This window comes from Nocardia asiatica NBRC 100129 (genome assembly GCF_000308415.1).
Classification (GTDB): Bacteria; Actinomycetota; Actinomycetes; order Mycobacteriales; family Mycobacteriaceae; genus Nocardia; species Nocardia asiatica.
On record NZ_BAFS01000212.1, the window covers coordinates 1 to 12,003 of the forward strand.

The 12,003-nt window shown below is 68.3% G+C and carries 11 protein-coding genes and 1 tRNA gene; 8 read left to right on the plus strand and 4 right to left on the minus strand.

From position 1 onward, the window contains the following. Positions 1-155: 155 nt before the first annotated feature. Positions 156-962: a VOC family protein gene (locus ON27_RS20950; protein WP_043730325.1), complete on the minus strand. Its 807-nt coding sequence runs from the start codon at positions 960-962 to the stop codon at positions 156-158. A gap of 546 nt (positions 963-1,508) precedes the next feature. Between ON27_RS20950 and ON27_RS45865 the strand changes: the two genes are divergently transcribed. The 4 genes from ON27_RS45865 to ON27_RS20970 are packed head-to-tail and all read left to right on the plus strand — an operon-like array spanning position 1,509 to position 3,263. Beyond that, on the plus strand, positions 1,509-1,934 hold the full coding sequence (locus ON27_RS45865; RefSeq protein WP_043730360.1) for an SH3-like domain-containing protein: 426 nt from the start codon (positions 1,509-1,511) through the stop codon (positions 1,932-1,934). Then, positions 1,931-2,230, plus strand: coding sequence for an SH3-like domain-containing protein (locus ON27_RS45870; protein WP_043730327.1), 300 nt, complete (start codon positions 1,931-1,933; stop codon positions 2,228-2,230). Before ON27_RS45865 ends, ON27_RS45870 begins: the two co-directional genes overlap by 4 nt. Further along, on the plus strand, positions 2,227-2,937 hold the full coding sequence (gene scnC, locus ON27_RS20965; protein WP_043730329.1) for a thiocyanate hydrolase subunit gamma: 711 nt from the start codon (positions 2,227-2,229) through the stop codon (positions 2,935-2,937). The genes ON27_RS45870 and scnC overlap by 4 nt, the downstream gene beginning before the upstream one ends. Beyond that, positions 2,934-3,263, plus strand: a complete 330-nt coding sequence (locus ON27_RS20970; RefSeq protein WP_043730331.1) for an SH3-like domain-containing protein — start codon at positions 2,934-2,936, stop codon at positions 3,261-3,263. Before scnC ends, ON27_RS20970 begins: the two co-directional genes overlap by 4 nt. Before the next feature lie 140 nt (positions 3,264-3,403). Here the strand turns inward: ON27_RS20970 and ON27_RS20975 are convergent. Then, positions 3,404-3,477, minus strand: a tRNA-Met gene (locus ON27_RS20975). A gap of 522 nt (positions 3,478-3,999) precedes the next feature. On the opposite strand from ON27_RS20975, the gene ON27_RS20980 reads away from it, so the two are divergent. Continuing rightward, positions 4,000-4,545, plus strand: a complete 546-nt coding sequence (locus ON27_RS20980) for a transglycosylase family protein (RefSeq protein ID WP_043730333.1) — start codon at positions 4,000-4,002, stop codon at positions 4,543-4,545. A 113-nt stretch (positions 4,546-4,658) separates the two neighbouring features. On the opposite strand, the gene ON27_RS20985 is transcribed toward ON27_RS20980, so the two are convergent. Next, positions 4,659-7,655 (minus strand): UPF0182 family protein, encoded by a 2,997-nt coding sequence (locus ON27_RS20985; RefSeq protein WP_043730335.1) that lies wholly within the window; start codon positions 7,653-7,655, stop codon positions 4,659-4,661. Between the two features lie 210 nt (positions 7,656-7,865). Between ON27_RS20985 and ON27_RS20990 the strand changes: the two genes are divergently transcribed. After that, positions 7,866-8,447: a PPA1309 family protein gene (locus ON27_RS20990; RefSeq protein ID WP_043730338.1), complete on the plus strand. Its 582-nt coding sequence runs from the start codon at positions 7,866-7,868 to the stop codon at positions 8,445-8,447. A gap of 30 nt (positions 8,448-8,477) precedes the next feature. Here the strand turns inward: ON27_RS20990 and ON27_RS20995 are convergent, their stop codons facing one another. Beyond that, entirely contained in the window at positions 8,478-9,503 is a 1,026-nt protein-coding gene (locus tag ON27_RS20995; RefSeq protein WP_218003025.1) for a YlbL family protein, read from the minus strand. A 127-nt stretch (positions 9,504-9,630) separates the two neighbouring features. Between ON27_RS20995 and ON27_RS21000 the strand changes: the two genes are divergently transcribed. Next, positions 9,631-11,031 (plus strand): zinc-dependent metalloprotease, encoded by a 1,401-nt coding sequence (locus tag ON27_RS21000; protein WP_043730363.1) that lies wholly within the window; start codon positions 9,631-9,633, stop codon positions 11,029-11,031. Positions 11,032-11,127: 96 nt separating this feature from the next. Next, on the plus strand, positions 11,128-12,003 hold the full coding sequence (locus ON27_RS21005; RefSeq protein WP_043730342.1) for a hypothetical protein: 876 nt from the start codon (positions 11,128-11,130) through the stop codon (positions 12,001-12,003).

Here is a 12,003-nt window from a genome sequence, read left to right on the forward strand (position 1 = left end):
TGGTCACGCAGAAGGGCGCGCTCCGATCGACTCGTTCGCCCACCAGCGGCCTGGTCCCGCCAGAGGCGGCGCTCCGATCCACTCGTTCCGCCCACCGGCACGGCCTGGTCACCCGGGAGCGGCACGCTCCGATCGGCTCGGCGCGCCGCTTCGGCTCAGCCGCCTGCCGGAGGTTCGCCGACCGTGGTCGTGGTGTCGATGATGCCGAAGACCTCACCCTGCGGGCCCTGCACGATGCCCATGCGGCCGAAGGGGCTGTCGTCGGGGCCGGACATCACGGTGGCTCCGAGATCGCGTGCCTTGTCCAGCGCGTTGTCGGTGTCGCCGACCTGGAACCAGGTCAGCCAATAGGAGGGGTCGTCGCCCGGCATCTTGGTCGAGTCGTTGACGCCGCCGATGGCGTCGCCGTCCTGGGCGCGGCTGAAGGTCGAGTAGACGAAGCGCTCGCCGTCGCCGATCTCGGTGTAGTGCCAGCCGAACACGTCGGCGTAGAACTGCTGCGCCTGCTTGTAGTCGCCGGTGTGCAGCTCGTTCCAGCAGTAGGCGCCGTGCTCGTTGTAGATGCCCGCGCCGGTGTGCGCCTTGGACTCCCAGATCCCGAAGACCGCGCCGGTGGGGTCCGCGGCGACGAACATGCGGCCGACGTCGAGCACGTCGAACGGCTCCATCATCAGCGAACCGCCCGCGCCCTTCACCTTCTGCGCGATGTCGTCGGCGCTGTCGGCGGCGAAGTAGGTGGTCCACACCGACGGCATCGGCATGCCTTCCGGCTTGGGTCCGATGCCCGCGGCCGCGCGGCCCTGGCGCATCGCCATCAGATATCCACCCGCCTCGGGCGGGCTGTCCTCGATCTCCCAGCCGAAGAGTTCGCCGTAGAACTCGCGGGCGCGGGCCGGGTCGTCGACTTGACTGTCGACCCAGCACGGCGTTCCCTGCGGCCAGCTTCCGTCATGAGTGGGCATTGCGGGGTGCCTCCTGACATCGGTTGCCGAGGTGCGGCCGGACAGCCGGCACCCGGCTAGTCAACCATCAGCATTCGGTGCGAGTGGGCCGATTCGGCCAACCACGCCCGCGGCGTTCGCGAACCCGGAGTACCAGGCGTAAGACCCCCTGAACAGATCAGTCCCCGGTAGTCTCGTCGAAACCGTGAGCCTCAGTCGTCGCTGCCGACTCCGGTATTTCAACTGGCTGCCGGGGGCCTAGCCGGATCTTGGATCGGTGTTGCCACTTGCCTGCCGACGTCTCGGCGGACAATGCGAACACCTACCGGTGTTCCGGTGTATTGACTAGTTTCCTCCACTTTTCTCGCCAGTCAAGGGGTCCGCAGCGCCGATTCTCGACGGACTTCCGGCGCGAGCGGCGCTGCGCCACACAGCCGCAGTGATCCTTCAGCAAACCCGCCTCGGCGTGTAATCTTGACCCCCTGAGCCATGTGACTGCCGTCTCAGAATGTGTTCGCGCGCAAACCTTCCGCAATGCCCCGCCGTATCCGTCCCTACGGAGACATCATGAGCGCACCGAACCGATTCGACGAGCTACAGCACCGCGTCGCGGACCTCGCGCCGGTGTTCCGCGAACCGCTGGACTCGCCCTACGAGATCTCGAACGAATTGTTCGCCGCACTCCGGCACGTTCCCCACGATGTGGGCGGCCAGCCGGACATCCCGGTCGAGTACCGGGAGAAAGCGGAGGAGCCCTGGGAGATGAGCACCTACGTCACGTGCGAATGCCTCGGCTGGCGCGGCGTGTGGAACTCCGAGGAACGCCGGCGGGCGGAGAACGACCTCGGCGCGACGCTGTACTTCGGTCTCCCCTACTACGCCCGCTGGGCGACCGTGGCGGCGAAGACTTTGGTCGCCAAGGGACTGATCACTCCCGACGAACTGTCGGCCAAGCTGGACGAAGTACGCGCACGCGGGGAGGCGCGCGCATGAGCAGGAGATACCGGATCGGCGATCGCGTGCGGATCCGCGAGGCCACTTCGATGTTCCACACCCGTACCCAGGCCTATACCCGCGGCCGCACGGGCGTCGTCGTGGAACACCGGCCCGAGTGGATCGTCCCGGAGGACGAGGCGTGGGGGCGCGAGGACGGTCGCGTCGAGCCGTTCTACGTCGTGCGGTTCCGTCAGAAGGATTTGTGGCCCACATACACCGGCTTCGACGCCGACACCTTGGAGACGGAGGTCTCCGAGCACTGGCTCGAGCCCGCAGAGGAGGATGCCCGGTGAGCCGGACGCACGACCACGAGGCGCACACGCCGATCCAGGCCAGCGACGAACTCAGCGAATTCGAAGTGCTCGAGACGGCGATCCGGGAACTCGCCATCGAGAAGGGGCTGTTCTCCCAGGAGGACCACCGCAGGTTCGCCGAGTGGGCCGAATCGGTCGGACCGCACGGCGGATCGCGCCTGGTCGCGAAGGCGTGGACCGACCCCGACTTCAAGGCGCGCCTGCTCGCCGACGGGACCGAGACGTGCAAGGAGATCGGCATCGACTGGCGCGACCCGACCGGGTCCGGGACGCCGAGCGACTACACCTACTTCTACGTGCTGGAGAACACTCCCCAGGTACACAACGTCATCGTGTGCACGCTGTGTTCGTGCTACCCGCGGCCGGTGCTCGGCATGTCGCCGGACTGGTACCGCACCCCCAACTACCGTCGGCGGCTGGTGCGCCGGCCCCGTGAGGTGCTCGCCGAATTCGGCTTGCACTTCCCGCCCGACGTCGAGATCCGGGTGCACGACTCGAATCAGAAGTCGCGGTTCATGGTGCTGCCGATGCGGCCCGAGGGCACCGAGGGCTGGACCGAGGAGCAACTGGCGGCCATCGTCACCCGGGACACGATGATCGGCGTCGCACTGCCCCAGGTCGACTGGACGGCGCAACAGCCGCCCGACCGCGTCGAATCCGCCACGAGGAAGGATGGCCACCGGTGACGAGCGGCCCCTACGACGTCCTGTTGCGCACGCTGGATCCCGCGTCGCGCCGGGAGAGCACGCTGCCCGAACTCGACCGGAAACCCGACCCGTGGGAGTCCAGCATGCAGGCCACGTGTGAGTGCCTGTCCTGGCGCGGGGCCCTGGACAACCTGGAGCGCCGCCACGCCGAGGACGCGCTCGGCGAGACGATCTATCACGACTTCCCGATCCGGACCCGTTCGGTCGTCGTCACCGCGCACACGTTGCTGGATCGTGGCGTGATCACCCCGGAGGAACTGCGCGCCCGCATGGACGCCGTCCGGGAGCGCTTCCAACGCCAGTAGCGACGGGCGGAGTCGATGCGGTCGGGGCGTGACACCCCGCGCCGGGCGGCCGAAACGACCGTCTCAGTCTGACGAACCGACGCACGTGGGCACAGACGAAAACGGCCCGGAACCTTTTGGTTCCGGGCCGTTTCCCTTTGTAGCGGGGACAGGATTTGAACCTGCGACCTCTGGGTTATGAGCCCAGCGAGCTACCGAGCTGCTCCACCCCGCGTCGGTGAACACAACATTACACACGGGTTCCCGCAGACTGCAAATCGCCAGTTCAAGGCACCTTTCGAGGAGTTGAACAGGCAGCGGGATCCACGGAGCGGGCGGAACAGACCATCGAATCGCGCGGCAGCGCGCACCCACCAGCACACATCACATCGCGCGCACAAGATTCTCCACATGATGAGCACTTCAAACGTGACGTAGTTCACTATTTCTGAGTGATCTCACTCACATAACGATGCGATAACTTACGACCGAATCGCCGTGTTGATGACGTTTGCCACCTGGAAAAACGCCGATATTCAAGTTATTCGCTTCATGCAATTCCGGCGTTATCCAGATGTGATCTGCTGAGATTTCTTCGTTACCGTCAGTCCACGGCCCGGATCACCCGAGACGGGCTCGAACTCGAACCGCCGAACACCGGCGACCCTGTCCCGCGGTTCGAGGATCCCCGACGACCTGGGGACAGGGACACGGCAGTTTCGTCGCCGTGCCGGCGGGCGCAGGGAGGGAAACGACCATGACTGAGAACCGGAAGATCAGCACTCGCGCCTTCGGCCTCGCCGCCATCACCGGCGCTCTTGTTGCCGTCCCGTTCGCATTCTCCACCGCTTCGGCCTCCGCGGCGACCCACGACTGGGACGGCGTCGCACAGTGCGAGAGCGGTGGCAACTGGGGAATCAACACCGGAAACGGCTACTACGGTGGGCTGCAGTTCTCGCAGAGCACCTGGGCCGCCAACGGTGGCAAGGGCTCCGCCCACACCGCCAGCAAGGAAGAGCAGATCCGCGTGGCGGAGAACGTGCTCGCCACCCAGGGCCCCGGCGCGTGGCCGACGTGCGGCAAGTACCTGCGTCCGGGCACCTCCGAGCCCGAGCCGCTCGTGCGGGCCGAGGAACTCCCCGAGGTGCCCGCTCCCGCCCAGCCCGCCGTGAGCGCCGCGCAGTCGGCGGTCGAGCAGGCCAAGTCCGCCGCGGGCGAACTGGCCCAGCGCTACGGCCTGGAGGGCCAGTTCCAGCAGCTCCTGAGCCAGAACAGCGCGCTGATCGACTCCATCGGTCGCTGACCGCGCCCTGCGCCGCAGACAGCAAGACGGCGCCGCAGACAGCAAGACGCCGCCATCGCGATGATGGCGGCGTCTTGCTGTGTAGCAGTGGCTATCGCCGAGGCGGCGCCATGTCAGCGCCCCGCGTCCTGATAAGCCTTGACGGCGGCTTCCAATTCATCCAGCGCCCGGCCGAAATCCTGGAAATTCCCGCTCCGCATGGCATTTCGCACATTCTCGATCTTCCGGTTCAGCTCCGTGGCCGCGGCGTCCTTGGCCGAGGACGAGCCCGTGGCAGGCGGGGCCGAGGCGGGCGGCGGGGGTCCCGCGTTGTTGGCGCCGTTGTTGCCCTGGTCGACGGGCGGCGGAGCGGTGCCGGGCTTGGGCCTGGTGCCCGAGTCACCGCCGGACGGCGTGGCCAGCGTGCCCGCACCCGGGATGACCTGGTCCAGCGCCTCCGCCAAGGTCGAGTCGTAGCCCACCTTGACGTTGCCCGCCTCGTCGCGATAGCTGACCAGCACCCGCAGCAACTGCGGGAAGGTCGCCGTGTTCGGCCCCGTGTTGCGTTCGTTGTAGAACGGCTCCACGTAGAGAATGCCGCCGTCGGCGATCGGCAAGGTCAGCAGATTGCCATATCTGATCTTGTTCGAATTGGACAGCAGCGTTTTCTCACGGGACACCTCGGGCGCCGTCGTCATCCGGTTCTGCGTTTGCTGCGGACCTAATGTCTGTGTGTCCGTGGGCAATCGGAGAATCGTGAATCTTCCGTATCCATCCGGATCGGATCGCACCGAGATATACGCGGTGAGATACGGCCGGTTGTAACCAGTCATGGCGCTGGTCAGATTGAACGTGGGTTTGTTCGTCTTCGGATCGCCCAGCAGCACGTAATACGGCGGCTGATTGGCGGTGGTCCCGCCCTCGGAGGTCGGATCGGCCGGAACCGACCAGAAAGCGTTGTTGGTGAAGAATTCCCGAGGATCGTCCACGTGGTACTTCGACAGCATTTCGCGCTGGACCTTGAACAGATCCTCCGGATAGCGGAAGTGGGCCCGCAGTTCGGGCGAGACCTCGCTCTCCGGCTTCACCGCACCCGGGAAGACCCCGCGCCATGCCTTCAGCACCGGGTCCGACGAGTCGACCTCGTACAGCGTGACGGTGCCGTCGTACGCGTCGACCGTCGCCTTGACCGAGTTGCGGATGTAGCTGACCGACTTGCGCGGCAGCAGTCGGCCGGTCTTCTTGTCGATGCTGTCCTCGACGCCCTCCAGCGGAGTGGACTGCGCGTACGGGTAGTTGTCCAGCGTGGTGTAGGCGTCCACGATCCAGACGATCCGTCCGCCGACCACCGTGGGATAGGCGTTTCCGTCGGTGGTCAGCCAGGGCGCCACCTTCTGCACGCGTTCCCGCGGGCTGCGGTTGAAGATGATCTTCGAGTCGTCGCCGATGGCCGAGGAGAACAGGATGTTGCGCTCGGCGTACTTGGCCGCGAAGGCCAAACGGTTGACCCAGTTGCCGATCGGCACTCCGCCCTTGCCGGTGTAGGTGTACTGCGCGACGTCGGAGTCGTACTCGCGCGGACGCTGTCCGTCCATCGCGCCGACGATCGCGTAGTCCGGATTCCACTGCGAGATCAGCTCGCCGAAGTACACGCGCGGCTGGTCCACCTTGATCCGCTGCTTGTCCGCGGGCGTGAACAGGTCGCTGACCATGAAGATCGGGTAACCGCCGTCGCCGCTGCCCCCGGCGGCGTTCGGGTCCTCCGACGGCGGCTTGTTCACCCGGTTGGCGGGAGCGGCGACGAAGCCGTTGCCGTGGGTGTAGACAGTGTGCCGGTTGATCCAGTCGGTCTGGTTGCCGCTCAGCGCCGCGGGCGAGAGCTCCCTGGCGGCGACGACGTAGTCCTGCATGTCACCGTCGAGGCTGTAACGGTCGATGTCCAGCGACTCCGGGAAGCCGTAGAAGTTCTTCAGCTGGCGCAGCTGGGTGAACGTCGGCGAGAGGATGTTCGGGTCGAGCAGTCTGGCGTTGCCGATGGTCGCGGCGTCCACCGGGACGTCGAGCGGGCTCTTGCTGCTCTCGCCCTTGTAGTCCTTGTAATCGATCCTGTCGTTGGTGATGCCGAACGCCTGCCTGGTCGCGGCGATGTTCCGCTCGATGTACTCGCTCTCCTTGTCCGCGGCGTTCGGACGCACCGAGAACTGCTCGACCACCAGCGGCCACACCGCGCCGACCAGGATCGAGGACAGCACCAGCAGCGCGGCGGCCATCGCGGGCACCCGCAGATCGCGCAGCACGATGCCGGCGAAGAAGGCGAGCGCGCAGATCACCGCGATGGACAGCAGGATGAGCTTGGCGGGCAGCACCGCGTTGATGTCGGTGAACGAACCGCCGGTGAAGGTGGGTTCCTTGCGGCTGCTGGAGAGCAGTTCGTAGCGGTCGAACCAGTAGGCGATCGCCTTGAGCAGTACGAAGAGTCCGGCCAGCACGGCCAGCTGGATACGCGCCGGACGGGTCAGCACGCCCTCGCGGCCGGTCAGCCGCAGTCCGCCGAAGACGTAGTGGGTGACCAGGCTGGCGAAGAACGCGATGACCACCGCGACGAACAGCCAGTTCAGCACCATGCGGTAGAAGGGCAGGTCGAAGGCGTAGAAGCCGACGTCGAGGCCGAACTCCGGGTCCTTCTCGCCGAACGATCCGCCGTTGAGGAACAGCTGCACCGTCACCCAGTTCGACTGCGCCACCAGGCCCGACAGCAGGCCCAGCAGCACCGGGATGCCGACGCCGAACAGCCGCAGCCTGCTCATCACGGTGGTGCGATAGCGCGCGATCGGATCGTTCGGGCCCGCCACCGGCACGAACACCGGCCTGGAACGGTAGGCCAGCAGCAACGCCAGCCAGACCACCAGACCGACGAAGGCCGCCACGGCGATGAACAGCAAGACCCGGGTCCGCAGCACCGTGAGGTACACGTCGCGGAATTCGACCTCGCCGAACCACAGCCAGTTCGTGTAGGCGTCCGTCAGCCGCGGCCCGAGCAGCAGTAACGCCGCGAGGACGATGGCCGCCACCAGCAGCACACGGCTGCGTCGGGACAGCGAAGGTAAGCCGGTGGGGGGCCGCATGCCCACGATGCCACTCTCCAAGGTCCGGCGACGCTCGCACCGATACGCCCGGCCGATGCGCCGCAGTCCGATGTTGCGGGTGGTCCTTCCGGACCGTCCCGGCCCACTCTACGGAAATCGGACACCATGCAGCTGGCAGGGTTGGCTTGCCGCGCCGGGGGGACCGATAGGCCGGGTTTCCGGCTGGCCGAGTCGGCGGTTTGGTTGGATATTCGCGTGACCCCAGACCTGCACGCCGAACTCGTCCTCGCCCGCTCCGTCCGGGAGGTGGCGGAATTCGTCGACGCGGAAGGGTGGGGTCGTCCCCCGCAGATGTTCGCGCTGGTGCCGACCGCGGAGCTGGTGGCAGCGCAACCGGAACTCGAGGATCAGCTCGACGAGGGCGACGAGTTGACGCCGGTCGCCCAGGAGTCCTTCCCCGAGGACATCACCGGCGGCTCGATCGCCCTGGACGAATTCCTGGCCACCACCAGCTGGCCCCCCGCCGTCCAGGGGTGCGTGCTGGTGCAGGAGATCGTGGTGCTGCCGCCGGATGCGGAGTCGACGCTGGACGACGCGCTGGCCCCGCTGCTGGCCGACCACGATGCCGCCGACGCGGCCGCGCGCGCCGCGGCCGAAGCGCACCCCGAGCGCAGGGAGGCGCGCCTGTTCGCCGCGGTGCTGCGCGACGGCGCGTCGCTGTGCCTGCTGCAACTGCGCCCCGAGGACGACGCCGACGATTTCGGCGACCTCGACCTGCGCACCTACCCCAACCTCGCGCCGAATCTGGTCGAGGCGCTGCACCACACGCTCGAGTGACGCATGGGGACGTTCCCGAGCGGTGCTATCTCACCCGCAGCTGACCGGCTCCTTGCCGGTGTTGATCTCGTTGAGCGACTGCACCGCGCCGGTGAGACTTTCGACCCGCACCAGCCGCAACCCCTCCGGGATCCGCTGCTTGGCCTCGTTGCAGTTGGCCGCGGGGACCAGGAAGGTCTCCGCGCCCGCCTCCCGGGCGGCCATCATCTTGTACTGGATGCCGCCGATCGGACCGACCTTGCCTTCCTGATCGATTGTCCCGGTGCCCGCCACGAACTTGCCGCCGTCCAGCTCGCCGGGGCTGAGCTTGTCGATCAGGGCCAGGCTGAACATCAGGCCCGCCGACGGGCCGCCGATGTCGGCGAGGTTGAAGGCGACCCGCAGCGGCGGCCGGGCACCCTCGCCCGGCGTCACCCCGAGGTAGCCCTTGGCGGGGTCGTCGGGGCGGGCGCCGAGCACGATCGCCGCTGTCTGCTCGATACCCTCGCGCCGGAACACGACGGTCAGCGTGCTGCCGGGCGCCTGGCCGGAGACCGCGGTGACGACGTCCTTGGGCGTGGTCACCGGCGTGCCGTTGACGCTGATCAACTCGTCGCCCGCACGCAGCGCGTCCCGGGCGGGTCCGTCGTCGGCCACCTTGCGCAGCAGCACGACGGTCGGCAGATTCAGGTAGTGCAGGGCGGCGACCTCGGCGTTGCCCTCGGAGTCCTTGAAGTCCTGCTGGTTGGACTTGTCGATCTCCTCACGCGAGACCCCGGGCGGGTACACCTCCGAGCGCGGCACCAGACCGTGCTTGCCGCTGGCCCAGAAGCCGAACGCCTCGAAGATGCTCAGGCCGTCCCGCACCGACACGGTGGTCATGTTGAGATGCCCGGTGGTCGGATCGACCTCGGTGCCCTGGACGTCCACGACTTCCTTGCCGTCCACCTGGCCGAGGGTGTTGAAGGTGGGGCCGGGACCGAGTGCGACGTACGGCACAGTCAGGACACTGCCCGCGACGCCGAGCAGGAGCACCGGGATCAGAGCGGCCACCAGGGTGAGGATCCGACGATTCACCTGGACCACAGTAGTGACAGCCTGGGCCGCGAAGCGCCGGAGGCGGTCATTTCGCCCGGGCGCGCCGCCGCGGGTTTCGCGCCGCGCGAACATCGGAACGCTGTGCTACACGCGTAACGTGATGGGCATGAACGACCTCCCCTTCGGATTCTCCAACCGCGACGACGACGATCGCAAGCGCGGTGACGAGCCGAGCGGTCCCGGCCCGAACGACCCGTTCGGGTTCGGGATCGGCGGGTCCGGCGCGGGCGGATTCGACCCGGCGCAACTCGGGCAGATGCTGACCTCGCTCGGCCAGATGCTCAGCGGCATGGGGCAACCGGGCTCGGCGCAGACCGGCCCGGTGAACTACGACGTCGCCAAGCGGCTGGCCCGTCAGCAGCTCGGCTCGACCGTCGCCCCGGTGACCTCGGGCGCCGCGAGCGCGGTGGCCGACGCCGCGCACCTCGCCGAACTCTGGCTCGACAGCGCGACCACGCTGCCCGCGGGCGCGGCCAAGACGGTCGCGTGGACCGCCAACGACTGGATCGAGCAGACCCTGCCCACCTGGCAGCGCCTGTGCGACCCGGTGGCCCAGCAGATCTCGGGCATGTGGACCGCGGCGCTGCCCGAGGAGGCCAGGCAGTTCGCCGCGCCGATGGTCGGCATGCTCGGCCAGATGGGCGGCCTCGCGTTCGGTTCGCAGCTCGGTCAGGCGCTCGGCCAGCTCGCCAAGGAGGTGCTCACCTCCACCGACATCGGCCTCCCCCTCGGGCCCACCGGCACCGCGGCGCTGCTGCCCGCGGCGATCTCGGAGTTCAGTGCCGGGCTCGAGCAGCCGGAGAGCGAGATCCTGGTGTTCCTCGCCGCGCGGGAAGCCGCCCACCAGCGGTTGTTCGCGCACGTGCCGTGGCTGCGCCAGCAGGTGCTCGGTGCGGTCGAGGACTACGCGCGCGGCATCCGCATGGACTTCTCCGCCCTGGAGGAGGCCGCGCAGGGCATCGACCCGATGTCGCTGACCGATCCGGCGAAGCTCGAGGAGATCCTGGCTCAGGGCACTTTCGAGCCGCAGACCACGCCCGAGCAGAAGCAGGCGCTGGAACGGCTGGAGACGCTGCTGGCGCTCATCGAGGGCTGGGTGCAGGTGGTGGTCGGCGACGCCGTCGGCGACCGGTTGCCCGGCGCGGGCGCGCTGGCCGAGACGCTGCGCAGGCGGCGCGCCACCGGCGGCCCCGCGGAGCAGACCTTCGCGACCCTGGTGGGTCTGGAGTTGCGGCCGCGCAAACTGCGCGAGGCGGCGGCGCTGTGGCGCAGGCTCACCAGCGACGCGGGCATGACCGCGCGCGACCGGGTGTGGGCCCACCCCGACCTGCTGCCGAATTCCGACGACCTGGACTCCCCCGCGGGCTTCATCGACTCGGTGATCGGCGGCGGCGCCACCACGTTCGACGACCCGCTGGCGCAACTGGCCGAAACCGAGGCCCGCGAGCAGGCCGAGCGCGAACGCAAGGACGACGAGGCGGGTCCCGACCTGGGCAAGGAAGGCTGAGCCACCGCCTGATCCGTCCTGTGGATGAAGCGAAACCCTGTGGACAACTGAGGATTTCGCCCCGAACCCGCGGCACGCGATCCGCATACTGATGACATGACAACGATGTGTCGCGGTCCGCGGTTGCGGCCGCGGGTGACCGTCCTGGTCCGCCCGACCGGTGTCGTGCAGCTCGGATGCGATCCGGAGACCGCGGTGGTGCTCGGCCCGGACGGCATGGACGCCGATACCGTCCTCGCCTTCCTGCGCCTGCTCGACGGACTGCGCACCAAGCCGCAGATCATCTGGCGAGCCGGAGAATGCGGAATCGACGCCGAACGCGCCGTGGCATTGCTCACCCTGGTCGACGAAGCCGGACTGCTGGACCATCCCGACGACCGTGCCGCGCAGGTGCGGGCGGTGCGAGTGCACGGGCTCGGTCCACTGTCCGACGCCGTGTCGGCCGGTCTGCGCGCGCTCGGCGTGCGGCCGAGCCGTTCCCGGGACTACCCGTCCGGCGCCGCGACGGTGCGCTCCTGGGGCGCCGATCTGGTCGTGCTCGCCGACGCGCTGATGCCCGACCCCCGACTGGTGCACGATCTGCTGCTGCACCGCGTCCCGCATCTGCAGATGCGCATCCGGGACAACAAGGGCGTGGTGGGGCCGCTGGTGCTGCCCGGCGTGACCAGCTGTCTGCGCTGCGCGGACCTGATCCGCGCGCGCAACGACGCCGACTGGCCGCATCTCGCGGCGCAACTGCTCGGCCGCGTCGGGCACGCTTCCCCGGCCGGGATCGCCGCCACCACGGCGGTAGCTCTCGGCGAGCTGGAGGCCATCATCGACTGCTCCCCGCGGCGCACCCCGGCCACGCTGGACGCCACGCTGGAACTGGACCTTGATTCACACGTCCTCGATCGGCGCGGCTGGACCCGCGATCCCGCCTGCGCGTGTACGCGCGTTTCCGCAGGTCTGGGCGCCGGGTCGCGGTGGTGA

What these genes read in the sequence shown, in the direction of transcription:
- ON27_RS20950 (WP_043730325.1), bottom strand. Translation starts at nt 962, where the DNA reads ATGCCCACTCATGACGGAAGCTGGCCGCAGGGAACGCCGTGCTGGGTC.
- ON27_RS45865 (WP_043730360.1), top strand. Translation starts at nt 1,509, where the DNA reads ATGAGCGCACCGAACCGATTCGACGAGCTACAGCACCGCGTCGCGGAC.
- ON27_RS45870 (WP_043730327.1), top strand. Translation starts at nt 1,931, where the DNA reads ATGAGCAGGAGATACCGGATCGGCGATCGCGTGCGGATCCGCGAGGCC.
- ON27_RS20980 (WP_043730333.1), top strand. Translation starts at nt 4,000, where the DNA reads ATGACTGAGAACCGGAAGATCAGCACTCGCGCCTTCGGCCTCGCCGCC.
- ON27_RS21000 (WP_043730363.1), top strand. Translation starts at nt 9,631, where the DNA reads ATGAACGACCTCCCCTTCGGATTCTCCAACCGCGACGACGACGATCGC.
- ON27_RS21005 (WP_043730342.1), top strand. Translation starts at nt 11,128, where the DNA reads ATGACAACGATGTGTCGCGGTCCGCGGTTGCGGCCGCGGGTGACCGTC.